The organism is Cupriavidus pauculus, from assembly GCF_008801835.1.
Taxonomy (GTDB): domain Bacteria; phylum Pseudomonadota; class Gammaproteobacteria; order Burkholderiales; family Burkholderiaceae; genus Cupriavidus; species Cupriavidus pauculus.
Genome location: NZ_VZOW01000019.1, coordinates 69839 through 93342 on the forward strand (window position 1 = coordinate 69839; position 23504 = coordinate 93342).

Consider the following 23504-nt stretch of genomic DNA (forward strand, 5'->3'; position numbering starts at 1 on the left):
GCGGGACTGCCCTGCAGAAGCGAACGCGGCGATGCGTAACGCCCTACTTCGCCCTACTTTGCCCGCAGCGCCCACAGCGCATCGAGCACGTATTCGGTGGCGCGCTCCACGCGCTCGGCGCTGTGCGCCAGCCCCAGCCTGCGCCACAACGCCGGGCGCAGCGGCCGCATCACCACGCGGGGATCTGGCGCGGGCGTGGTGATTTCGTGCGGCAGCAGCGCCGCGCCATAGCCCGCGGCGACCAGGCTTTTGATCGCGTCGTTGTAGTTGAGCTGGATGCGCGGCGCTGGCCGGTAGCCGCCGGTGGCGAACCACTCGGCGGTAAGGCGCGACAGCCGCGTGGTGCTGTCGTTAAGAATCAGCGGGCGCGCGGCCAGCCACGCTGGCGTGATGCGCGCCGGACACGGCCAGCTTGCAGGCAGGAACGCCTGCACCGGATCGCGCCGCCAGGGGCGGATGGTCAGCCCCGCGACGCGCGCCTGCGGCAACGCCACCAGGCCGATCTCGAGCGTGCCGGCCGCCAGCCGCGACAGCGATTCCTGCGAGGTGAGCACCGCAACCTGCACGTCGATATCGGGATGCTGCTCGGCCAGCACGGCCAGCGCCTGCGGCAGCAAGTGCGCGATTGCGCCCGTCGAGGCGCCGAGCCGCACGCGGCCGCTCAGGCCTTGCACCTGCCGCTGCACATCGTCGAGAGCCAGGTCCGCATCGGCCAGCAGGCGGCGCGCTCGGTCGATCAGCGTCTCGCCGATCGATGACGGACGCACCTCGCCGCGCTTGCGCGTCAGCAACGGCGCGCCCACGCGCGCTTCCAGATCGGCGATGTGCTGGCTGACCGTGGGCGGCGCCAGATGCAAGGCACGCGCGGCTTCGGCAAAGGAACCGAGATCGGCGATGGCGACAAGGGTTCGCAGGCGGTCCAGGCTGATCTCGCGCATGATGCGGCACTCCAGGTGACGGGGCGAACTGCGCCCAAGCGGTCGTTCACGAAATCCGAATTTCAACGTCATGAAATTCAACTTTCGCGATTCTAGCTGTCGGCGCAAGATTGCGCTTCCTGTACCGGGCGCGCCGCGCAACGAAATGCCGCGCGCCCGGGTGCCGACCACGACGCCACCTACGAGGACCCATCCCATGCGCTATCCGCTTGTTTTCATCGACGGCGACCAGGGCACCACCGGCCTGCAAATCCACGAACGGCTGCGCGGGCGTGACGATCTGCGCGTGCTGACCTTGCCGGCCGGCCAGCGCAAGGACGCACGCGCGCGCGCCGACGCAATCAACAGCTGCGATATCGCCATCCTGTGCCTGCCCGATGCCGCTGCGCGCGAGGCGGTGGCATCGATCGTCAATCCCGCCGTGCGCGTCATCGACGCCAGTTCCGCGCATCGCACGACGCCGGGCTGGACTTACGGCTTTCCCGAGATGAACGCGGGCCAGGCGCAACGCATTGCCAACGCGCAGCGCGTGAGCAACCCCGGCTGCTATCCGACCGGCGCGATCGGCCTGCTCAACCCGCTGGCGCAAGCCGGCCTGCTGCCGGTCTACTACCCGCTCGCCATCCACGCGGTGTCCGGCTATTCAGGCGGCGGCCGCAGCGCCGTGGAAACCTACGAGGGACCGCAGGCCCAAAACGCCCTGCCGTTTCAGGTCTATGGCCTGGGGCTCGCGCACAAGCACGCGCCGGAAATCCAGCAGCACGCCGGACTGGCGCGGCGGCCGATCTTCGTGCCCGCCTATGGCGCTTTCCGCCAGGGCATCGTGGTCACCGTGCCGTTGCAGCTCGACCTGCTGGCGCCCGGCACCGATATCGAAACGCTGCATGCTTGCCTATCGGATCACTACGCGGGCGCACGGCATGTGCAGGTGATGTCGCTGGCCGAATCGGCCGACGCCACGCGGCTCGACCCGCAAGCGCTGAACGGCACCGACGACATGCGCCTGGGCGTGTTTGGCAGCCGCGAGCACGGTCACGTGCTGCTGGCAGCGGTGTTCGATAACCTCGGCAAGGGTGCGTCCGGCGCCGCCGTGCAGAACCTCGACCTGATGCTAGGCGCCACCGCCCAGCCCGCCCATCAAGGCAACGACGTTCCAGCGACGCAAGCCGCCTGAAAACCGCCTGGTCACCAGCCGCACCGGTCGCGTCGTGCGAGGCCCGGCGTCGATCGAGCACGCGTGGCCCGCCCAGGCGCGCTTGCCGACCCGGGTCAGAGTCCCAGGCACACCGCTCCGGCGGCGACTACCAGACAGGCCAGCCAGCGCGTCGTCGTGACCGTTTCGCGCAGGAACAGTCGCCCGATCAGCACGGCAAACACCACGCTGGTTTCGCGCAGCGCCGACACCATCCCCATCGCGCCCGACTGCAGCGCCCAGATCACGATGCCATACGCCGCGAGCGACACCAGCCCACCGGCCAGCGACGACGCCACGGCCAGCGGCTCGTCGCGCACTGGCGTCCACAACGGCGCGATGCCGCGCGTCGCGACGAACAGCAGCGGCATCAGCCAATAGAACATGAACATCCACGCGGTATAGACCAACGGCTGGCCATCCGACAAACGCACGCCGATGCCGTCGATCACGGTATAGAGCGCAATCGTCGCGCCGGTCGCCAGCGCGGCGAGCACACCGGCGCGCGACACGCGATGCCGTTGCAGCGCGATCGCGATGATGCCGGCCGAGGTCAGCGCGATGCCGAGCGCGCTGACGGGTCCGATCGCCTCGTGCGCAAACACCGCCGCGCCGAGCGCGACCAGCAGCGGCGAAGATCCGCGTGCGATCGGATAGGCCAGCGCAAGGTCGTTGCGTCGATACGAGCGCACCAGGCTGATGTTGTAGACGATATGCACGAGCCCCGACGCGACGATGTAGGGCCAACTCGCGGCAGCGGGCAGCGGATGGGACACGACCACGAACGTGGACGTCACCGCAATCGCGATGCTCATCCATGCCATCGACAGGAAGCGGTCGCGATTGCCATGCAGCAACGCATTCCAGCTCGCGTGGAGAACGGCGGCCAGCAGCACGAAGCCGCCCGTAAGACTGAGCATGTCGGAAAAGGTGGGAAGGTTGGGATACCGCCGCAGTGCCGCGCGACGTCGGGAAAGCACCGGAAGAATGCAGGATATCTATCTTGTCGCGCCCCGACAAACCAGATAAATTGCCGCATCGCGCGAGAAAAACTGATCCGATCCGAATGAAACGAGTCTTACCGCCGCTCAATGCCCTGCGCGCCTTCGAGGCCGCCGGCCGGCTCGGCAGCTTCAAGGACGCGGCTGCGGAATTGCATGTGACGCACGGCGCGATCAGCCAACATGTGCGGCTGCTCGAACAATGGCTCGATGCACCGCTGTTCGAACGCCATAACCGCCGCGTAACGCTGACGCCTGCAGCAAAGGCGTATCTGAAGGCAATCGGCCCGCTATTCGAACAGCTTGCGCAGGCCACGGCGCAATACGGCGTGCCCGAAACGGAGTCGCCCACCCTGTCCGTGAACGCGCCCGCCACCTTCACGCTGCGCTGGCTGGTGCCGAGACTGGCGAAGTTTCGCGCCGCGCATCCCGAGATCGAAGTCCGGGTGGACACCTCGAACGGCGCGCTGGAAAGCCTGGAAGAGCGCTACGACCTCATCATCCGCGGCGGCCCGGATACCTTTTATGGCTATTCGATGCAGCCGTTTCTGCGCGAAGAAAGACTGCCAGTGTGCAGTCCGGCGCTGCTGGCGCGCGTGCCGCTGCGCGCACCGGAAGACCTGCGGCACCATACGTTGCTGCATACCTCGAGTCTTCCACGGCTGTGGCCCGACTGGCTGGCCAGCGCGCGGATTGCCGCGCTGAGGCCCGCCGCCGCGCTGACGTTCGACCACTTCTACCTGACGCTGCAAGCGGCCATCGACGGCATCGGCATCGCGATGGGCCCAACCGCGCTGGTGGCGGACGATCTCGCCGCGGGCCGGCTTGTCACGCCATTTACGGGCCCCCGTCTGCCCTCGCGCAGCTATTGCACCTACGTGCCCGACGACAAACGCGACGATGCACTGGTCGCGCTGTTTCGCGCATGGCTCGAACGGGAAGGCGCACTCGCGCCTGCCGGCGCCAACGCATGATATGCGTCGTATCGAATGCCGGCGCCCGGTGCGGGGCCGTCTCAGGCATCGCACAACCGCGCCGTCCAAAGTAGAAAGCCGCCCGCCGGCCCCACGATACGTGGCGGCCGGGGGCGGCTGGTTCTATCGCGATTCCGCTCGGCTGCAGGCGTCAGCCCGCGTTGACCACGATGCGGCGCGGCTTGGCTTCCTCGCGGCGCGGAATCGTCAGACGCAGCACGCCGTTCTGGAGATTGGCTTCGATCTTCGTCGTATCGAAATCGGCGCTGACCGCGAACGTGCGCGCAAAGCGCGGCGCCTGCAGTTCCAGATGCTGCACGCGCAGGTTTGGCGGCACATCGACAATGGCTTCGCCTTCGATAAACAGATGACCGTCGTGAACCTTCACGTCGAGGCTGTCACGCGTGACGCCGGGCAGATCCGCAAAAAGCGTGATGCCCGCGGCGTCCTCGACAATATCGACTGGCGGCACCACCGTGGGCCGCCGCGCTTGCGATGGGTTGTCGCCCGTCCGCTGCGTCTGGGGTTGGGTTGAGGGCACCGATGCGGGTTCACTGGTCGTCACCTGGGTGTTTGCGATGTCGCTCATGATCTGACTCCTGTGGGACTCGTATGCCTGGGCTTTACTGGACGCTGATGGCCTTCGGTCGCGACGCCTCGCGCTTGCCGACGCTGATGGTCAGGCAGCCGTTGACGTAGCGCGCGCGCACGTTGTCCGGATCGGCCTGTTGCGGCATCTCGATGACGCGCCGGAACTTGCCGGCGAAACGCTCCTGCGCATAGACGCGCGATCCTTCGCCGCCGTTGCCTGCGCGCGCCGCATCGATCGGCGCGCGCTCGCCGCTGATCGTCAGCATGCCGTTGTCGATCGATACGTCGAAGCCATCGGCTTGCATGCCGGGCGCGAATACCACGATCTCGATCGAATCGTCGGTCGTGCCGATATTGAGCAGCGGGAAGTTGCCGGTGCGGCCGGCACGCAGACTGGAAGGAAAGCCGCCCGCGAGATTCGCCATCTGCCTTTGCAGGCGTTCGAATTCGCTGAAGAGGTCGCCCCCAAAGAAAAAGTCGCTCATGATCTACCCTCCTGAGAAACGCGCAATGAGGGCGAACGGGCCACGCGCTCCAGTTCGCTCGTCATTGCCACCGACAAACAAATCGAAACACGCAGCGCACCGCAACATGGCGGCGCGACTGCCTGAGCAAGGGCAAGATAGGCGCGGCCAAAGAAATTTCAAGACCACCGCCGGCGGGTTGCGCACACGGCCAGCCAGGGGGTGCGCACCCGCGCGATTGCGCCCGCGCAGTGGCATGCCGATCACCTACACTGGATCAGTCCACGTCGGTCACCGAGCTTTCATCGGTGCGATGTCCCGCCGTATCCACTGGCTTGCGCCACTTCCAGAACGAGGTACCTGCCATGGCAGCCACCGGTTTCACACGCGCCGTCCGCTGTTTCCTCGCCGCGGTCAGCATCGCCTGCATCGCCGGGTGTGCCGGGCTGACCGGCCGGGAACCGCTGCGGGTCAATGTGGCGGGCCTGGAACCGCTGGCGGGCGAGGGACTGGAGATGCGGTTCAATGTGAAACTGCGCATCCAGAACCCCAACGACACGCCGCTGGAATTTCAAGGCGTATCGCTGCAGCTGGACCTGAACGGCAAACCGTTCGCCAGCGGTGTCAGCGACGAGGCCGGCGTGGTGCCGCGTTTCGGCGAGACAGTATTGAGCGTGCCGCTGACGGTCCCGGCATTCACCGCGTTGCGCCAGGCTTTCGCCTTCGCTGGCGGTGCGGCGGCCGGCAGGATTCCGTACGAATTGCGCGGCACGCTGGCGGGCGCGTCGATCGGCGGCACCCGCTTCGTCGATCAGGGCGAACTGTCGTTGCCGACCGACGGCATGTTTGCGCCCTGACGATGGCCGGTGCGGCTGGTGCGCATCAGAACTTTTATAGGACGCGTGGCGCTCAGGCCGCCATGGCTTCGGCCAGCGCTTCCTTGGTGCCCCAGCGCCGCAGGAATTCCACCTCGTCCGCCTTGCTGAGTTTGCCCTTGGCGCGATAGACCATGGCCGTCATGACCGCGCCGGCCTGCACGGGACGATCCTCCGGTTCGCCCACGCCCGAATCGCTGTGCCATGCCGCTGGAAATCGCGGCCAGGTGCAAGTCATCTGGCTGATCATGTGATACGTCGTTTCCATCATGCCGGGCCGCCGTTCCAGCTTGTACTGGTCACGGTCGGGCATGCCGCAGTACGTGGTGTAGACGGGCGGCAGGTCGCGCGGAATCTTGCGATAGCTGGCGGGCGCCTTCGGTGGTATCGCGTCGACGGACGGCCCCTCTTCCATGAACAGGCGGATGTATTCCCACAGCGCGGCAACACCTTCCTCGTCCAGCAGGTCATCGCCCACGTAGATGGCGTCCTCTTGATCCGCAGGCTCCTCCGCGCGCGCGCGGTGATAGAGCACCAGATACCGGTCGGCCAGCGGCTTGTTCCGGATGGAGCGGGTGTCTGCAATCAGCGCCACCAGTCTGTCCCAATCGAAGATGCGGCTGCCGCCGGCGTAGCCGGGGCGCAAGACGTAGACCTTGCGTGTGACGCGATTGAAGCGGACCCGGCCGCGGGCATAGGTGAAGAATGCCGATCCCGCCCCGCGCCGCCTCAGGCTCACATACGCGAGCAAACATGCGACCAGCGTTAGCGGCATGATCAACAGCCAGCCTATCCAGAGCAGCACCGCCGATTCCGGTACATATTCCACGCGCTTCAGGCCGAGCAGATACGCATTGAACAACAGCGGATGCAAGGTGATGCCGTAGGTCACCCAAACCAGGATCGGTATGCACAGGATCACCCACGAGAGCCCGAACACCATCCGCCATTGCGACGACCAGCCGGGATTCGTCAGCTCCAGGTAGACATCGTTCTGGGCAAAGATCGACGCATTGGGAACGTTGATCCCGGTAGCCGGCCCCGGCTCGTTCACGGCCCAGTTGCGACGCTTCTCCGCCTCGATCCGGTCACGCGCGCGCTGCAGGCTCTTGCCACGCTGGTGATGAAAAATTGCTTCTTGTGTAAACATGCCTTGCGCACCTCAGCGCCAGCGCAGCATCAAACCGCGCCTTGCGCATTTGCCAGTTGTTGCAGGGTGTCCTGCAGATTGTCATGAACAGGCTTGAGCCCCTTGCGTTTCAGGTTCAGCGGATTATCGCGCAGCCAGGTCACCCATTCGTCTTCACTGAGGATCCAGATCGCGATCAGCGCCACCACGGCCAATACCACGCCCACCACGCCCAGCACCGCGGCCACGGTCGCCCAGGCGCCCGTACTCAGCGCCGCCACTCCGGTCCCGACGACGGTAAACACAGCGCCCAAGGCACTGACGAGCTGGGCACTGCCCAGCAGCCACTGCCCGCGATCGATCGATTTGATGGCATCCATGAAATCGAAGAATGCGCCGATGATCGCAGCGGGAATCAGGAATTTTGCCGCGGAAATTCTCAGGGCTCTCAGTTGCGAGACCTGCAAACGCGACATCGTTGCCTGCATGCCCGGGGCAGTGAAAATCTCGTGGGCCCGCAGGCCCTTGTAGATCGTCTCTTCATAAACCTTTGCGCGCCAGTCCATGATGCTGCCGACCGCCTGCAGCATGTTCTGGGTCATCTCCATCCCCGATCGGGCATCGACCTTGGCGGTCAGTTGCCATCCCTTGAGAATCGCAAAGCCGGTGTCCATGATGCCGGCGAGCGCAGCAGCGCGCGCGCCTGGGGCGCGGGCGCGGAAATCGACGCGGAACGAGCGGTTCTCCATCGCACGCTGGGCATTGCGGACGCGGTCGCGTTCGGCCTGCGCCAGCGACGCGGCCTGCTCCGCAGACTTCTTCCCCATGGCTACCAGCGACACGCGCACCACGTAGCGCATGATTGCCGCCTCGAACTGTTTGCCGGGAAGGCCGTTGATCCCCTGCATCAGCTTGACGGACATCAGCGATGCCAGATGCAACGGCCACGCGAATTTTTGCAGCTTGTCGCACTCGCTGATGGCCGGAAACGCCTCCAGAAAACCGATGGCCTTGTCCCCAAGCGATACCTGAGCGGCAAACCGCTTCAAGTACGTGGTGATGCTGTCTGCCATTGCCACTTTCGGATCGGCATTGGGCAACGGCGCCGCGTCTTGCGATGCCTTGACGGCCGCTTCGGCCTGTTGCAGCGCGCGCTTGAGCGTATCGGAATTGAACGACAGCGCCCGCGAGAAAATCTCGTGCTGCCATTCATCGATCTTTTTCAGCCAGTCGCGGCCCGCCTTGCTGACTTCCACGCCCGCCAAGGCCGCCCACAGGCGCATCGAAAGCGCTGCGCCGCCGCCCCTGAGATTGATCTTGCTGTCGTCGGCGCTGTATCGGCTGGCGACCAGCTTGAGGGCATCGCTGTCCAGCCACGCAAGCTGGTCGGCACCGAGTCGCGACTTCGTGGCTTCGCCATCGTTGAAGGCAGCTTGCTGCGCCGCGCGAATGGCCGCTGCGGCGTTGACGTCGAAGAATTCCCGGAATTCCTTGTCGCCCTTGGCGGCGGCCTCGGCCTGCATGCGAGCCGCCTCTTCCTTGTCGTAGGGTCGCGTCGTCGGCTGGGAACTTGGATAGATCGGCACGCCCGGATAGGACAAAGGCATCTGCGGCACGTATCGCCCTCTGGCGATCTTCTTGCCCGTTGCGTCGATGGCGCCCTTCTTCACCAGGTCGCGCAGCGCTTCGCCGCCCAGCGCGGACTGGTACACCCATTCGTTGCTCACCGTGCCATGGAAACCCTCGGCGCTGCGCGCCTGCCACGCGGTGTAGACGACCTGCGCCTCCGCCTGCAGATGTCCCAGTTCCTGCGTGATGCCCATCGGATCGTTGCAGGCCAGCACCGCGCCCTGGTTGGCCAGCAGGAACTCGCGCATGCCCTCCAGGCGCGGGCCGTGCGCGGCGCTGTAGGCCGGCTGCTTGCGCGTGAGCTTGTAGTGATAGGTCTGGCCGTAACCGCCGTACGGCTCATAGGACTGGCCTTCGACGTCCACTTCGAAATCGCCCCACTTGCGCTCTTCGGGGTTCGCGCCCATCAGGCCGAACATCATCGCCTCGCAGGCGTCGCGCAGGCGGTCGTTCTTGAGCGCGCCAAACTCCACCACTTGCGCGTCGAGCTGCTGAGGGGTCACGCTGTCCTTCTGCGCCGTGGTGCCTTTCAGCCAGCCGGCCACGTCGAAGGTCTGCGTATGGCTCGGCCATTTCTTGGCCACGTCATGGAGTAGATGGCTGACCTCGATCGGATCGGAGTTGAAGAAATACGAGATGTCTTCGACGTTCGCCGCATCCTCGATCCACACCAGGCTGTTGTTGGCCTGCCGCGCATCGCGCTCGCACGCCACCTTGGCGGTAGCGGTCTCGGGCTGCCCGACCGAAAACGGATTCAGATAGCCGTGCGGATGCACCACGTAGCCGCGCATCGCGCGCTTGCCGCCCTTCCATCTGATCAGGAGGTACAGGTAGCCCGCGCGCAGCATGCGCACGTTGTAGGCGGCAGCCTTGAGCGCAATGCCTTGCGGCGACGCCTGCAACTGGCCGCGCGGCACATATTGCTTCAGCGTGTCCATGGTGGGCTGCTGCACGCTATATCCCACGGCGTAGCGCGTGAAGAGAATCGGCATGCCCGTACGGCTGCAGTTCTGGCAGGGTGTCTTGCAGGTCATGGCGTGTGCGTCGGTTGCGCGATCTCGTGGTATGCGGAGGAAAGATAGGTGCCCGGACGCCTGCGCAGCAGGTCCAGCGCCGCGTGCAGCCGCGCGCGGAAAGGGTCGGCCGTCCAGTCCACCGGCAAGCCGCCATTGGCGCCGCGCCACGACAGCCAGATGTAGTCCTTCAATGCGTCGTTGGAGACCAGGCCCAGTGCCGCGCCGTCATCGAGCATGCGCAACATGCGCGGACCATCGGGCATGTCCGCCACGTCCGGGGTTTCGATGAACAGGTCCATCCAGCTTTCCTGCGCGCTGCGATAAAAGCCCCCACGATGCCATTGCGCCGCCGACAGGCGCAGCAGTCGCCCGACGGGCGACTGCCAGGGCTCCGTGCGGGCTTGCAGCGCCTGCGGCGATTGCAGCGGCTGCGACGGTGGCTGCGCTTGTGCATGCCACCAGGTTGCGTCGCACGGCGGCTCGGCAAGCAGGTCCCACGGCTGCCAGTATTGCCGCAGCGACCACCACTGCACCACGGGCCCCAGCCACGCAGCACGTTGGGCATCGTCCAGCACGGGCCACAGCAGCTGCATTACGGCGGGATCCTGGTAGCGGAACACCGTCGCGTCGCCCACCGGCGAAGGCTGCATGCCCAGCGCCAGCAGGTGCGCGGCCAGCATGGCCGCAGGCCGGTCCGACACCAGCAGGCCACCGATCGGCACCACGCCCAAGCGCTGCGCAGTCTGCCGGCACGAGACCGTCAACGCGCGCGCGATCCACTGCTCCGCGCCGGCCTGCGCAAAGGTCCCGGGCAGTCCGTCCGGCAGCAGGATGTCCGGCATCGGCACCAGCACCGGCGCGGCATCTTCCTGGTTGGCAAAGAACGGATCGGGCACCGCGGTGCGTTGCGCGGCATGCTCGGGGAACGCAACGGCGAAAGCTTCGGCGAATGGATTGTCGCGCCAGCTGTTGAGCAGAAAATACGCGCGCCCGCGGGCATCGCCAGTTCCGCGCGCAGACCGCGCGGCTTGCGATCCGCCGACAAACTGGCGCCACAGCGCGATGCAGTGGGGGCATGTCTCGACGGCATCGTCGACCGGCGGATCGATGCTTTCGTCCGCCCGTGCCTGCGCCTGTTCCAGTTCCCTGAGAATCATCGCGCTACCTCGTCAGCACTGGCGCGTTGGCGTCGGCGCTGCTCTGGGCCTGCGTGCTGCAGCCCTGCAACGCGCCACTGGGCAGCGTGTTCGACGCGCCCGCTCCGCCCGGCCCCACGAAATTATGCTGACCGCCCTTGAACTCCACCTTGCCCGGCGCGTACAGCTCGATCCGGCCGTCCAGCACGCGCAGTTGTGCGCCGCCCGCCTTCAGCGCAACGTGCTGTTTGCCCTGCACCAGCGTCTGGCCCTGCGTCGATGCGATTGTGACGGTCTTGTCCGCGGCGTAACGACTGTCGCGCTTGAGGCTGGCCGCCACCACCTTGCCGTTGGCGGCGTGCATCTGCAGCCCGCTTGCACCGCCGCCCGCGCCACCCGATGCGCCCTGTCCATTGGCAAACACGTTGATGCCCTCGGCCACCGCCACGCTGAGATTCCGGCCCGCGGCCAGATTGCAATCGGCGCCGGCCGTCAGCATCGCATGCTTGCCCGCGACCAGCGTGCTGTCGCCGGGCGTCGATACCACCACGCCATCGGGCGCGCTCACCAGCATGTACGGCTCGCTGTAGGCCACGGCCTTGCCGCCTTGCGCATCCTGCTCGGCGGCCAGCACCTCGGCGCTGTGCTTGAGCGCGGCGATGGCCGGGATCTGCGCGGCCTGCGGTTCGCTTTCGCTGGCGGCCTTCTGTTTCGCGGCCACGTCCGCAAGCGCTTCGATACGCTGCTGCGCCTGTTCGATCTGCTGTACCGCGTCGTCGTTATGCAGCAACGGCTGTGTCACGCTGGCGCGGTGCGCGCTCAGCAGCAGCCCCGCACCGGCGCGCACGCTGCCGGCGGCGGCGGTGTAGAGCGCCGCGCCATGTCCCAGATCGGCGTTGCGCGCATTGTCGTTCTGCGCCTTGTGATGGCCGAGCATCAGCCCGGCGTCGGCCTGCGTGGTGGACAGCTGCGTGCGTGCCTGCCCGGCGGTGTCGTCGAAGACCAGTTGGTTGAAGCCGTCGCTGCCTTTCTGGCTGCCAGCCATCGCCTGCGTCTTGATGCCGGAAAGCACGGCGTTGTGCGCGTAGGCCTCGTCGTCCTTGCCCTCGCCCGCGAACCATGCGGGCGCGTTGCCCGTGGATCGGGCGCTGCCGCCCGCTTGCTGGTTGGCCTGGGCATCGACGCTGCCCTTGCCGTTATAAGTCGCGCCGACGATGACGGGGCGGTCGATGTCGCCATGTACGAATTCGACCACCACTTCCTGCCCGACGCGCGGCAGTGCCACGCTGCCCCAGTTGTCGCCGGCCACCGCGGCGGCCACCCGTACCCATGCGCCGAGCGCGGCGTTGGCCTGCGCGTTGTCATCGCCGGCCGGATGTCCCTGGCGCGTGGCGGAATTGCCGCCGCGCTGCCAGTGGAACTGCACTTTCACGCGATGATCGCGGTCGGTGTGCAGCGGATCGTCCGATCCCACCACGATGGCCGTCTGGCTGCCCACCACCGTCGGCCGCGGATGCAGCAAACGCCCGTCCTCGCCGCGCAGCGCGGGCCGGTACGGAATGGTTGCGCGCACGGCGATAAACGTGTTGCGGTAGAACGGCACCTCGGCCTCGGCGTTGCCGGCATCGCCGCCCGCATCGAGAACACTGCCCAGCGCAGCGCGCAACGCCTGACCAAAGCGCTCGTTGAAGTTGTTGCGCGCGGTATGCGTGACCGCCAGCACCGCAAAGCGACGATTCTGGTCGCCCTCGTCGCCGTCGTGCTCGTAGTGATCCTGCAGCGTAAAGCAGGTGGCGGGCGCCAACGTGCGGACGCTGCCGCCGCCATGAAACTGCTTGTTGCGCAGTTCGATCGATTCCATCGCGATGCGCGCCGCGCGTGCCGCCTGATCGCCATCTTCGAACCAGTACTGGCCCGGATAGTCATCGTCGCGCAGCGCGATCTGCACCTTGCCATTGTCCTGCGCGGACGCCAGCGTCGCGCCATGCGTGCGCGCGGCGCGATAGTCCCAACTGGCAAATTCGACCGCATTGGTATGCAGTTGACGCTCGCCGTGCCAGTGGTCGATCACGTCCGCCTGCGCGGTAGCGTCGGCGCGGCCAAAGCGGATGCGCGACTGCACGTTGTCGGCGAAATTGCGATTGCTGTCGGCGATCACCAGTCGATGCACGCCAAGCGTGTCGCCGTCGCCCGATTCATGCTCGAAGTAGTAGAACAGCCCCTCCTCGGCCAGCAGCCGCGTGGCGAAGGCGAAATCGCTTTCCTCGTATTGCGTGACCACACTGCGGCGCGCGTATGCGTCGCGGTCGGCCAGGTCCCAGCGCCACTCGGGCACCAGCATGCCCTGGCCGCGGTAGTCGCCAAACACGTTGTCGAGCACATCGATCACCGACATGTCCTGGAACAGGTAGCTGTCGCGCCGATGGTGCAGGAACGCGAGCCATGGCTCGACGCGCAGGCGATAGCGCGCCAGGCCGCCGTTGGCGCCCAGCCGCTCGAAGCGCGTGACATGGCCGTGCAACGGCCGCAATGCGGTACGGCTGTGCTGCGTCAGCAGATCCACGCGCACCGGCTGGCCGATGATCGCGGCCGGATCGATCGCCGCATCGTCGGACAGCGCGGTCAGTTCGATGCGAAAGCCGCCGTCGTCGAGCCGTTCATGCGCGACCATGCTTTCGGCCAGCAGCACGTCGTCGCCCAACGGCGTCTTCAGCCGCAGCAGGCGGTCCTGCTGCGTGAAGGCCGAACGCATCAGCGCGCCCAGCTGGTTCGTCATATCGGAGAGTCCGCCCATTGCCTGCCCCCGCTCCTGTTGGATCTCAGTTGACCTTGTAACGGAAGGCGCCGTTCTTGCCGACGCTGACCTTGATGCGCTCGATCTTCTCGCCCTCGGCCATGCGCGCGAGCACGGACTGTGCAATCTCGGGCAGCAGCGTGCCGTTCAGGATGTGGTCCACGGCCCGCGCGCCGGTATCCACTTCGGTGCAGCGGTTGAGCACTGCCTCCACCGTACCGTTGTCCCATTCGAAGCTCGCGCCGTGATTGGCATGCACGCGCTGCGCAATGCGTTGCAGCTTGAGCACGATGATCTCCGTGAGGATGTCGTCGGAGATCGGGTAATACGCCACCACTTTGGTACGGCCGATAAATGCCGGCTTGAACGCCTTGTACAACGCCGGCCGCAGGCTTTCGGCCAGGCCGTCGGCATCGGGCATCTCTTCCGGGCTCTTGTTCAGGCATGCCTGCATGATCGCGGCGGAACCGACGTTCGAGGTCAGGATGATGATGGTGTTGCGGAAGTCGATGGTTCGGCCTTCGGCGTCTTCCATCCAGCCCTTGTCGAACACCTGGAAGAACATCTCCAGCACATCGGGATGGGCCTTCTCCACTTCATCGAGCAGCACCACGCTGTACGGATTGCGCCGCACGGCCTCGGTCAGCACGCCGCCTTCGCCATAGCCGACATAACCCGGCGGCGAGCCCTTCAGGCCCGACACGCTGTGCGCTTCCTGGTACTCGCTCATGTTGATGGTGATGAGCTTGCGTTCGCCGCCATAGAGGATGTCCGCCAGCGCCAGCGCGGTTTCCGTCTTGCCTACGCCGGACGGCCCCACAAACAGGAACACGCCGCGCGGCTTGTGTGGATCTTCGAGATTGGCCGCCGCCGTACGCACGCGCTGGGCCACCGCTTCCAGCGCATGCGGTTGGCCGACCACGCGCTCTTCAAGCAGCGGCTTCAGCTTCATCACCGTCTGCAGTTCGTCCTTGACCATGCGGCCCAGCGGAATGCCGGTCCATGCCGAAACGATCTCCGACACCACATGGCCGTCGACCTGCACCGGCACCAGCGGCCGGTCGCCCTGCAGATCGGCCAGTTGCGCGCGCAGCGCGTTCAACTCGTCATTGCCCGCCGCGGCGCCCGCATTGACATTGGCGCCATCGCCAGCAACATCGCGCTCGCGCAGCAGGGCCACCATGCGCTCGACCAGCACCTTCTCCTGGTCCAGCCGCGCGGTGGCGTCGGCGATGCGCTGCGCCAGCGCGGCCTTGCGCACGGCCAGATCGTCAAGCCGCGCCTGATGCGGCGCACCGACGGCGGCCTCGCGTTGCAATGCGGCAATCTCGCCATCGATGCGCGCCATGGCCTTTTGGTCTTCCTCGATCTCTGCCGGCGTGGCACTCTGGCCCAGCGCCACCTTGGCGCATGCGGTGTCGAGCACGCTGACGGCCTTGTCGGGCAACTGCCGGCCGCTGATGTAGCGATGCGACAGCCGAACCGCCTCGACGATCGCTTCGTCGAGCACGCGCACGTTGAAGTGCTTCTCCATCAGGCCCACCATGCCGCGCAGCATCGCAACGGCCAACGACTCGGTCGGCTCTTCCACCTTGACCACCTGGAAGCGGCGCGCCAGCGCGGCGTCCTTTTCGAAGTACTTCTTGTATTCGGCCCATGTGGTGGCCGCAATCGTGCGCAGTTCGCCGCGAGCGAGTGCGGGCTTGAGCAGGTTGGCGGCATCGTTCTGGCCTGCCTGCCCGCCCGCGCCGATGATCGTATGTGCCTCGTCGATAAACAGGATGATCGGCTGCGGGCTCTTCTTGACCTCGTCGATCACGCCGCGCAGGCGGTTCTCGAACTCGCCCTTTACGCTCGCGCCGGCCTGCAGCAATCCCATGTCCAGCGTGCGCAGCACCACGCCGCGCAGCGGCGGCGGTACGTCGCCGGCCACGATGCGCAGCGCCAGACCTTCCACCACGGCTGTCTTGCCCACGCCAGCCTCGCCGGTCAGGATCGGGTTGTTCTGGCGTCGACGCATCAGGATGTCGATCATCTGGCGGATCTCGGCATCGCGGCCGATTACGGGATCGATGCGGCCGTCCCGCGCGGACTGCGTGAGGTCGATCGTGAACTGATCCAGCGCCGGCGTCTTCGACAACGCGCCCTTGCCTTGCGGCATCTCGCCCGCCGCGCCGCCCGCACCATCGACGAAATCGACGGCCTGCTCGACTTCTTCCGAGCCTTTCGTCAGCGCATCGAGATCATGCTTGAGCCGCTCCACGGGAAAGCGGGCGAACAACCGGGTGCCGCGCTCGGCCAGCGGCGCCAGCGCGGGATCGGTCAGCAGCGCCAGCAGCAAGTGTCCGGAGCGGATCCGCGTGATCTGCGAATCGAGCGACGCAATCAGCCACGCCTGTTCGAACAGCCGGGGCAGCCACGGCGAGAATGCCGGCGTGCGGCTGTTGCCGGTCTGGAACTTGCCGATCTCGGCTTCGAGGTCGCGCTGCATCGCGGCGTTGTCGATGCCCGATGCCTGCGCGGCGCGCGAAACGTCGCTGCGCGGGTTTTCCACCAACGCCAGAAACAGGTGCTCGATATCCACCTCGTAGTTGCCGCGCGCCATGCACAGCGACGCCGCGCGCTCGGCGGCCTGCCGGCTCGTGCCGTTCAGTTTGGCGATCAGGGTCTTCAGGGGTGTGGCCATGGTGGTCGTGGTGGGTTAGTGCACAGGCTGCAGCGTGTAATGGGCGTCGTCCCGGTCGCGCTCGGCGGGGCGCGTGGCGAGGAACGTGTCGAAGCCGACCCGCCCGCCGCCGGCACCGCCCAGCACGCTGCCGCCGACGTCTTCCTTGCGCAGCACGAGGCGGACTTCATATTCGAGCGTGGCGCCGCCCAGCACGGTCATCATCTTGCGCAGCGCCTGCGCATCGGGCGCATCGGGCAAAAAGCGTCGATAGTCGGCGCGCGCCAGCGGGCCAATCCACACGCGCGCGCGCAAGTCGCGCTGCCATACGCGCGTGCCCGCCAGCGCGGTCGCGCCAAGCACGTTGTTGCCGAGGCCGAGCTGCGACAGCTGCGCGGGCGGCACGTTGTACCAGCCGCCGACGAACTGTTCGATGCGGATCGGCACCCGGAAATAGTCGGCCAGCACGCGGCCCAGGTATGCCGCAGACACCGGCCGGTGCCGCAGCGCGGTGGCATAGCCCGCCAGCGCCTCGTCGTGGATCGTGCCGGGCGCCTCGTGCAGATCCGCACGCGCGGCACGCTCGCCGATGCCGCCCAGCGACAGCAACAGCGGCAAGTAGTGCCGCGTGCGATCGATCTCATGCTGCATGGGCAGGCGGTACTTCTGCCACGCGAGGTAGAACAGCGCGGCAGCGCGATGCGAGAAGATGTCGAAGAACGCGCGCGGCGCCCGGTCTCGCCGCACGCTTTCGCGCTCCATCACGATTTCGGTGTAGTGCAGCGGCAAGGCGCCCTGCGCGCCCAGCATGCCGAAGAACGCCGGCGTCAGCGCCACCGAATCGAGCTTGCCCGCCGCCACCGCCTCGGCGAATGCGGCATCGTCGTCAAGCGCGTCGGGCGGCAGTCCCGGCGCCTGCAGGCTCTCGATCTCGCTGGGTGGGAACGACAGGCGCAGCGTATTGGGAAAGCGCACGCGCGTAGCCAGCACGTGTTCGGGCGATGCGGCGCGCTGGCGCGGCACCTCGGCGCCATCGACAACATCGACGCCATCGATGCCGCTGGCTTCACCGAGCGCGGATGGGGTGCGCGCCTCGCGCGCGAACTGGTTCTGCAGCAGCCGCACCGCCTGGAAGAAGTGGAAGCGATGCGGCTGCGTCAGCAGCCGTCGCATCACAGAAGGATCGATTCGCCGCTTCGTGGAGCGCATTGGATCAGTTCCTTGCCGGTACGGTGCGAGACGACGACGAGCTGCACAAAGCTGTTCAGATGCACATAGAGCCCGAAAAAATGGTCCATCACGCGGATAAAGCGATGCAGGCCAGTGCCGACGAAGGCATCTTCATCGAGCGTCATCCAGCCCGCGCACGAACGTGGCGAACGGCTTGCCCGCCAGCCACTGCGTGGTCGGCCGGTATTCCAGTTGCACCAGGCCGTCGATCTGCCGCGCCGTCACGCCCGCATGGCTGAGATCGTGCAGCCGCAGCATCTCCTTCAATGTCGACAAGCCGTTCTGCACCAGCGATAGATGGTTAAGCGCCAGCAGAGAAATCAGCCGCCATTGCGATTCGCGGCCGCCGGCCAGGCGCATCGACGCCGTGGGCTTGCGCAGGAAGCGGATGGTGCGCGCCGACGACGACCCCTTCAGCGTAAGGTCGCCTTCACGGCTGCCAAAGGCCAGGCTCGCCGGCAAATCGCGGTTCGAACACGTAACGTTCAGGCTCAGCGTGCTGGTCTGCGGCACGACGGGATCGAAGTGCAGATCGACCAGCGACAGTTCCGTCTCGAAGCCGGGACTTTTGGCCAGCATGACCGGATTGCGGCGCGCCACCCAGTAGCCCTGCGTGTCGCCTGGCGTCTCGCCGTGATGGAGCGAATAGAACGGCCGGAACTCGCCCAGCACCTGCCCCTGCTCGCCCTTGCGCACCAGCGTGACGCGATTGATCGAATACACCTCGTACGAGGACGCCGCCTGGCTGCTGGCGACGACCGGATAGGCCACGCGCGTGTGGTCGAGGTCGATCGGGTCCGCGCTGAGATCGAACAGGTTGACCACCGGCGAGCAATGCTCGCGCAGATGATCGGCGCGCAGGTTCTCCAGCTGGCGCGCGGCGGGCGAATCGGCGCGCAGGTCGCGCAGCACCAGATGCAGCGTGGCACGGCGCACACCGCACCGGCCCTCGGCATCGACGCCGAACGCGCGGCACAGCGCCTTGAGGTCGATGTCGATGAAGTTGAATTTCTCGGCAAACGCAAAGTGCTCGGTCAGCAGCCGATAGGCCGGATGCGAACGTGCCGGCGTTTCGAGCAGCGCTTCGTTTTCGGCATAGCCGACCGGCTTGACGGGCACGTCCTTGAGCCGGTGCCATACACCGGGCAGCTTGCCTTCGACGTAGGCCGCGGCGGTGTGCAGGTGCAGCGCATCGCCGAGCACAGAGATGAATGACGGCTCGCCGTCCAGATACAGGCGCAGCGAATCGAGGCCGACCCGGGCGAGATCGCGCTCGGGTCCGGCATCGATCGTGATGCGGATGGCGCCGGTGGCGCCCTTGGGCAGCGACACCGTACGCGGCGCCAGCACCGTGGGATCGTAGCGCGCATCGGCCACCGACACCGGCGACAGCCGGACATCGTAGGCCGTGCGGAAATTGCAGCGGGTGCGGCCGATGTCGCGCGTTTCCAGCATCGATCCGCGCGCGATGGCAATTGGCGCGGTCAGTTTGTCGGTGCCCGCGCTGGCCTCGAAATGCACGATCGAGCAGGACGGAAACGGCCGCAGGTAATGGGGGTACATCACCTCGAGCAGCGAATCGGTCAGCTCGGGGTAATCGTCGTCAAGCTTCTTGCTGATACGCGCGGTCAGGAACGCGAACGACTCGATCATCCGCTCCACATGCGGGTCGTCGCAGTTGTCCGCCGACATGGCCAGCCGGCCGGCAATCTTCGGATAGCGCTCGGCAAAATCGCGCGAATACCGGCGCAGGTAGGCCAGTTCGCGCTCGTAGTATGGGAGAAGCTCTTCCATGAAGTGTGCCAGGCGAGATGGGAAGCCGATGCGGCGCGCCCGCGGTTCAGCCGCGGCCGCGACTCACCGTGTATTGCAGCGTGGACGGCTGAAGCATGGCATCGAACGCAACTTTCTCGCGGGCGGGCCCGACCACGAGCACCGCGGAAATGCCAAAGCACAGGGCATTGGTGGCGCGCTCGCTGATGTCCAGCGATACCACCACGTGCTGCAGGCGCGGCTCATGGCGCTGGATGGCGCGCTTGAGCGAGTCGCAGATGTCCTTGCGATCCTGATAGCTGGCCAGGCTCATGCCCGCAAAATCGTTGAGCCCGTACGTGAGCACGGATCGCCGGCATTCGATCAGTCCATCGAGATCCGCTTCCTGATATGCGATGCGGGTATTCAGCAGCGACTCGATGTCGCGCGCCACGGTCGCCTTCAGCTCTTCCAGCGAGAGGCGCCGCATGGCCGCGGGCAGCGGCGCGCCGGGCTCGTCGTCGCACAGCTTGTCGAGCAGACTCGGTTCAAAGCCCTTGATGGCAGCCATGGCGGTTGCAGACGGACGGCACTGCGGCATGCGCCACGGTGTCGCCCATCACGCTTTAGACCGTGTAGGTCTTGTCGTTCTTGGTCAGGCTCCAGGCGCCCTGCGAATTGCCGCCCTGGTTGCCGCCAATCTTCTGCTGCGTGTACTTCCACTGCACGGCCGCGTACTTGAGCGAGAACACGTCGGTCGGCAGGCCTTCGGTGGCCACCTTGGCATCGACGGCGCCCAGGATGGCGTTCTTCAGCTTGACTTCCAGATACTTCACGCGCTTGCCTTCACCGTCGGCACGCATGAAATCGATGGTCACCTCGTCGAACGTGGTGCCGCCCGATGCGTGCTGATACAGCAGCGGGCTGACCACGTCCATATCCTTGGTGAACACCATCTCACCGTGTTCGCAGCGCTCTGCGGTGTGCCCGCCTGCGGTCGACGCGGTGGCCGAACGCGGCTGCTTGATGCTGTGCGACCAGCTGGTGACTTCGATCCAGTCCTTGTGATCCTTGTCCGCCGATTCACCCTTGATCACCGGATTGCCGAACTTGACGTAGATGTCCTTCATGAGACCCTCTGAGGAATAACGAATTGTTTGCACTGAGACGAAGCGATCTGCCTCACGCGCGGGCCGCCCCGCCGCGCCGTGGAGCGCGGCGGGCAATGCCTGCGGTTCCCTTACTGATTGGCGGCCTGCGGCAGATCTGCTACCAGACGCAGCGAGATGGAAAGTTCATCGAGCTGGAAGTGCGGTCGCAGAAAGGCCACCGAGCGGTAAGCGCCCGGCTTGCCTGGGATTTCGGAAACCTGGATCGACGCTTCGCGCAGCGGAAACTGCGCCTTCTGCTCCTGCGATGCGTTGTCATCGAGCAGCACGTACTGCGAGATCCAGCGATTCAGGAAGTTTTCGACGTTCTGCGCCGACGCGAAGCTGCCGATCTTGTCGCGCATCATGGCCTTCAGGTAATGGGCCACGCGCGACACCGAGAAGATGTATTGCAGCTGCGCCGACAGCACCGAATTGGCATTGGCGCTGTCCGTGTTGTATTTCTTGGGCTTCTGCACCGACTGCGCGGCAAAGAACGCGGCGTAATCCGAGTTCTTGCAGTGCACCAGCGGAATGAAGCCGAGGTCGCTGAGTTCTTTCTCGCGACGATCCGTGATGGCGATTTCGGTCGGGCACTTCAACGCGATCTCGCCGTCGTCGGTCTTGAAGGTATGGGTCGGCAGGTCTTCCACCAGGCCGCCGCCTTCCACGCCGCGGATCGCCGCGCACCAACCGAAGTCCTCGAACGCTGCGGTCAGGCGCGCACCGAAGGCCCAGGCGGCATTGCACCAGAGGTACTTGCCGTGATCGGTGCCATCCACGTCCTCGACAAAGTTGAAGCCTTCCACCGACGTGCCGTCCTTCGGGTTGTACGGCAGGCGTCCCAGGAAGCGCGGCATGGTCAGGCCGACGTAGCGCGAATCTTCGGATTCGCGGAACGACTTCCACTTGGCGTATTCGACGGTGTCGAACACCTTGGCCAGATCGCGCGGCTTGCCCAGATCGGCAAAGGTTTCCAGGCCGAACAGTTCGGGCGACGAGGACGCGATGAACGGCGCGTGCGCGGCCGATGCCACGTGCGACATCTGTTCGATGAAGTAAATGTCCTCAGGCTGGCGCGTGATCTCGTAATCGCCAATCAGGGCGCCGAAGGGCGCGCCGCCAAAGGTGCCGAATTCTTCTTCGTAGACCTTCTTGAACAGCGCACTCTGATCGAAATCGATCGCGGTCTTGAAGTCGCGCACCAGGTCGCGCTTGGTGGCGTTGAGCACCTTAATCTTGATCATCGTCCCGGTCTGCGTTTCCTTGACCAGGTAATTCATGCCGCGCCACGTGCTTTCCAGTTTCTGGAATTCCGGCGCGTGCATGACCGACGACAGTTGCGCTGAGATCAGGCGATCCAGCTCGGCCACGCGGGCATCGAGCGTCGCGGACAGGTTGTCCGACACCACCACGGTGCCGTCCAGCACTTCCTTGACCAGTTCGCCGATGATGTCTTTGGCGCGGGCGTGCTCGGCTTCCGATTTGGCCACGCGGCTCTGGTCGACGATCTGGTCCAGCAGGCTGCCGCCCTCCGCCGCCTGCGCCTGGGGCGCCGCCGCCAGTTGCGCGTTACTCATCTTGGCCACCCTTGGGTTCGTTGCCGCTGTGGTTGCCGAGCTTCTGCAGCGATTCGGTGTTGGTCAGCACTTCGCTGAGCAGGTCCTCGAGCTTGTCGTTGCCGGCCAGCTTGTTGCGCAGGTCCGCCAGCTTGGAGCGGGCCTCGAGCAGCTTGCGCAGCGGTTCGATCTGCTCGACCACGGCTTCCGGGCTGAAGTCTTCCAGCGAGCGGAACTTCAGTTCCACGCCGAACTTGCCGCCCTCGTCGGTCAGTTGATTGGGCACCTGGAAGGCCGCGCGCGGTTCCACAGCGGCCATCACATCGTCAAAATTGTCACGATCGACATTGACGAATTTTCGGTCGCGCAGCTTGGGCAGCGCCACTTCGGACTGCCCGGACAGGTCGGCGACCACGCCCACCACGAACGGCAATTCCTTTTGTTCGATCGCATCGCCCTTCTCGACGTCATACGTGAGCTGCACACGGGGCGGGCGTACCTTGGTCAGGCGCTTCTGAACGCTTTCCTTCTTGGCCATCTGATGGACTCCAGTCGTTTCAAACCGACGTTTGGAACGTCGCCGGTTCAGCGCAGCGCGCCAAACGGATCGCCGCCGCGCGCGGCAGGCGCCGCGGTGGCCGCAGGCGCAGGCGCGGTGACGGGCGCGGTGGCAGCTGCCGGCGGGACCGCACCGGTCACGGCATTCGTCGCGGCGCCGGCCGCGGCGTTTGCTGCCTGATTCGCCTGGGCATGAGTCGGGCGCGCCACGGGGCGCCGCTTCACCACGGGCTGGGCCTTGGGCTTTTCGTCGGGGAACAGCACCTGCTCGCCCAGCGTCTCGCGCATCATCTTGGCCAGCACCTGCGCGTCGGTCTTCACGTCGCCCGCCAGCGCGCTGTCGTCGCGCAACTCCATCACCGAGCGGCGCGCCACGCGCAGGCCGCTTACGGCCAGGATGCTCTTGGCCTTGCGGTCCGTGGCATCGCGCTGCAGCGCTTCCTCGGCAGCCACGATGGCCTGCGGGTACTTCTGGTCCGCGTACTGGATCTGCGCGATGCGCGACCACGGCTCTTCACGCGCCGGGTTGTTGCGCGCCACCTGTTCGAACAGGCTCAGCGCCTGTTCTTTCTGGCCGGACGTCAACGCGGCCTCGGCCTGCGACATGCCCTGGTTATAGGAGTCTTCCGACGGTGTACTGGGCGACGTCGAGGCGCAGCCGGCAATCAGCGCAGCGGCGCCAAAGGCGATCAGGGAACGGGTAAAGCGAGTGTCGAGCATGTTTTTGACCGTATCGCAGCTTGGCGTTGGTATGTCCGCGGGACCGGAAGAAAGCCTGAATTCAACAGAATTGTCAGCGGAAATGCAAATGACAATTTAATGAGCAACACGGCCCTATATGCGTTTGAACCTT

At 65.9% G+C, this 23504-nt stretch carries 18 protein-coding genes and 1 pseudogene; 3 read left to right on the forward strand and 16 right to left on the reverse strand.

From position 1 onward, the window contains the following. Positions 1-53 precede the first annotated feature (53 nt). Positions 54-938, reverse strand: coding sequence for a LysR family transcriptional regulator (locus F7R19_RS19060; RefSeq protein ID WP_061959488.1), 885 nt, complete (start codon positions 936-938; stop codon positions 54-56). A 196-nt stretch (positions 939-1134) separates the two neighbouring features. On the opposite strand from F7R19_RS19060, the gene argC reads away from it, so the two are divergent. After that, a complete protein-coding gene (argC, locus tag F7R19_RS19065) occupies positions 1135-2112 on the forward strand; it encodes an N-acetyl-gamma-glutamyl-phosphate reductase (protein ID WP_150981637.1) in 978 nt (325 codons plus the stop codon). A 95-nt stretch (positions 2113-2207) separates the two neighbouring features. On the opposite strand, the gene F7R19_RS19070 is transcribed toward argC, so the two are convergent. Then, a complete protein-coding gene (locus F7R19_RS19070) occupies positions 2208-3050 on the reverse strand; it encodes a DMT family transporter (protein ID WP_150981638.1) in 843 nt (280 codons plus the stop codon). 146 nt (positions 3051-3196) lie between these two features. Between F7R19_RS19070 and gcvA the strand changes: the two genes are divergently transcribed. Further along, positions 3197-4105, forward strand: a complete 909-nt coding sequence (gcvA, locus tag F7R19_RS19075; RefSeq protein ID WP_150981639.1) for a transcriptional regulator GcvA — start codon at positions 3197-3199, stop codon at positions 4103-4105. 151 nt (positions 4106-4256) lie between these two features. On the opposite strand, the gene F7R19_RS19080 is transcribed toward gcvA, so the two are convergent. Both F7R19_RS19080 and F7R19_RS19085 read right to left on the reverse strand, forming a co-directional pair. Then, positions 4257-4694: an Hsp20/alpha crystallin family protein gene (locus F7R19_RS19080; RefSeq protein WP_150981640.1), complete on the reverse strand. Its 438-nt coding sequence runs from the start codon at positions 4692-4694 to the stop codon at positions 4257-4259. Between the two features lie 34 nt (positions 4695-4728). Then, on the reverse strand, positions 4729-5181 hold the full coding sequence (locus F7R19_RS19085; protein WP_061959492.1) for an Hsp20/alpha crystallin family protein: 453 nt from the start codon (positions 5179-5181) through the stop codon (positions 4729-4731). Positions 5182-5525: 344 nt separating this feature from the next. Between F7R19_RS19085 and F7R19_RS19090 the strand changes: the two genes are divergently transcribed. Next, positions 5526-6017: an LEA/WHy family protein gene (locus F7R19_RS19090; RefSeq protein ID WP_150981641.1), complete on the forward strand. Its 492-nt coding sequence runs from the start codon at positions 5526-5528 to the stop codon at positions 6015-6017. Positions 6018-6069: 52 nt separating this feature from the next. Here F7R19_RS19090 and F7R19_RS19095 read toward each other — a convergent pair whose 3' ends face one another. From F7R19_RS19095 to F7R19_RS19150, 12 genes and pseudogenes are all read right to left on the reverse strand, one after another. Beyond that, a complete protein-coding gene (locus tag F7R19_RS19095) occupies positions 6070-7185 on the reverse strand; it encodes a DUF6708 domain-containing protein (protein WP_061959494.1) in 1116 nt (371 codons plus the stop codon). Between the two features lie 29 nt (positions 7186-7214). Next, positions 7215-9827, reverse strand: a complete 2613-nt coding sequence (locus F7R19_RS19100; protein ID WP_150981642.1) for a T6SS effector BTH_I2691 family protein — start codon at positions 9825-9827, stop codon at positions 7215-7217. Next, positions 9824-10966: a DUF4123 domain-containing protein gene (locus F7R19_RS19105; protein ID WP_150981643.1), complete on the reverse strand. Its 1143-nt coding sequence runs from the start codon at positions 10964-10966 to the stop codon at positions 9824-9826. The genes F7R19_RS19100 and F7R19_RS19105 overlap by 4 nt, the downstream gene beginning before the upstream one ends. 4 nt (positions 10967-10970) lie before the next feature. Continuing rightward, positions 10971-13721: a type VI secretion system Vgr family protein gene (locus F7R19_RS19110; RefSeq protein ID WP_223505682.1), complete on the reverse strand. Its 2751-nt coding sequence runs from the start codon at positions 13719-13721 to the stop codon at positions 10971-10973. A 43-nt stretch (positions 13722-13764) separates the two neighbouring features. Further along, a complete protein-coding gene (gene tssH / locus F7R19_RS19115; RefSeq protein WP_150981645.1) occupies positions 13765-16425 on the reverse strand; it encodes a type VI secretion system ATPase TssH in 2661 nt (886 codons plus the stop codon). 15 nt (positions 16426-16440) lie between these two features. Beyond that, positions 16441-17613, reverse strand: a complete 1173-nt coding sequence (gene tssG, locus F7R19_RS19120; protein ID WP_150981646.1) for a type VI secretion system baseplate subunit TssG — start codon at positions 17611-17613, stop codon at positions 16441-16443. After that, a pseudogene (gene tssF, locus F7R19_RS19125) lies at positions 17577-19428 on the reverse strand (type VI secretion system baseplate subunit TssF). The gene tssG and the pseudogene tssF overlap by 37 nt, the downstream one beginning before the upstream one ends. 46 nt (positions 19429-19474) lie before the next feature. Next, positions 19475-19948, reverse strand: coding sequence for a type VI secretion system baseplate subunit TssE (tssE, locus tag F7R19_RS19130; protein ID WP_061959507.1), 474 nt, complete (start codon positions 19946-19948; stop codon positions 19475-19477). A gap of 64 nt (positions 19949-20012) precedes the next feature. Continuing rightward, on the reverse strand, positions 20013-20516 hold the full coding sequence (locus F7R19_RS19135; protein ID WP_061959504.1) for an Hcp family type VI secretion system effector: 504 nt from the start codon (positions 20514-20516) through the stop codon (positions 20013-20015). A 110-nt stretch (positions 20517-20626) separates the two neighbouring features. Beyond that, positions 20627-22114: a type VI secretion system contractile sheath large subunit gene (gene tssC, locus F7R19_RS19140; protein WP_061959505.1), complete on the reverse strand. Its 1488-nt coding sequence runs from the start codon at positions 22112-22114 to the stop codon at positions 20627-20629. Then, on the reverse strand, positions 22107-22631 hold the full coding sequence (tssB, locus tag F7R19_RS19145) for a type VI secretion system contractile sheath small subunit (protein ID WP_061959506.1): 525 nt from the start codon (positions 22629-22631) through the stop codon (positions 22107-22109). The genes tssC and tssB overlap by 8 nt, the downstream gene beginning before the upstream one ends. Before the next feature lie 47 nt (positions 22632-22678). After that, a complete protein-coding gene (locus F7R19_RS19150) occupies positions 22679-23371 on the reverse strand; it encodes an outer membrane protein assembly factor BamD (protein ID WP_150981647.1) in 693 nt (230 codons plus the stop codon). Between the last annotated feature and the right edge of the window lie 133 nt (positions 23372-23504).

Coding starts and splice junctions, on each gene's coding strand:
- F7R19_RS19060 (WP_061959488.1), bottom strand. CDS start 938: ATGCGCGAGATCAGCCTGGACCGCCTGCGAACCCTTGTCGCCATCGCC.
- argC (WP_150981637.1), top strand. CDS start 1,135: ATGCGCTATCCGCTTGTTTTCATCGACGGCGACCAGGGCACCACCGGC.
- F7R19_RS19070 (WP_150981638.1), bottom strand. CDS start 3,050: ATGCTCAGTCTTACGGGCGGCTTCGTGCTGCTGGCCGCCGTTCTCCAC.
- gcvA (WP_150981639.1), top strand. CDS start 3,197: ATGAAACGAGTCTTACCGCCGCTCAATGCCCTGCGCGCCTTCGAGGCC.
- F7R19_RS19080 (WP_150981640.1), bottom strand. CDS start 4,694: ATGAGCGACATCGCAAACACCCAGGTGACGACCAGTGAACCCGCATCG.
- F7R19_RS19085 (WP_061959492.1), bottom strand. CDS start 5,181: ATGAGCGACTTTTTCTTTGGGGGCGACCTCTTCAGCGAATTCGAACGC.
- F7R19_RS19090 (WP_150981641.1), top strand. CDS start 5,526: ATGGCAGCCACCGGTTTCACACGCGCCGTCCGCTGTTTCCTCGCCGCG.
- F7R19_RS19095 (WP_061959494.1), bottom strand. CDS start 7,185: ATGTTTACACAAGAAGCAATTTTTCATCACCAGCGTGGCAAGAGCCTG.
- F7R19_RS19100 (WP_150981642.1), bottom strand. CDS start 9,827: ATGACCTGCAAGACACCCTGCCAGAACTGCAGCCGTACGGGCATGCCG.
- F7R19_RS19105 (WP_150981643.1), bottom strand. CDS start 10,966: ATGATTCTCAGGGAACTGGAACAGGCGCAGGCACGGGCGGACGAAAGC.
- F7R19_RS19110 (WP_223505682.1), bottom strand. CDS start 13,721: ATGACGAACCAGCTGGGCGCGCTGATGCGTTCGGCCTTCACGCAGCAG.
- tssH (WP_150981645.1), bottom strand. CDS start 16,425: ATGGCCACACCCCTGAAGACCCTGATCGCCAAACTGAACGGCACGAGC.
- tssG (WP_150981646.1), bottom strand. CDS start 17,613: ATGCGCTCCACGAAGCGGCGAATCGATCCTTCTGTGATGCGACGGCTG.
- F7R19_RS19135 (WP_061959504.1), bottom strand. CDS start 20,516: ATGAAGGACATCTACGTCAAGTTCGGCAATCCGGTGATCAAGGGTGAA.
- tssC (WP_061959505.1), bottom strand. CDS start 22,114: ATGAGTAACGCGCAACTGGCGGCGGCGCCCCAGGCGCAGGCGGCGGAG.
- tssB (WP_061959506.1), bottom strand. CDS start 22,631: ATGGCCAAGAAGGAAAGCGTTCAGAAGCGCCTGACCAAGGTACGCCCG.
- F7R19_RS19150 (WP_150981647.1), bottom strand. CDS start 23,371: ATGCTCGACACTCGCTTTACCCGTTCCCTGATCGCCTTTGGCGCCGCT.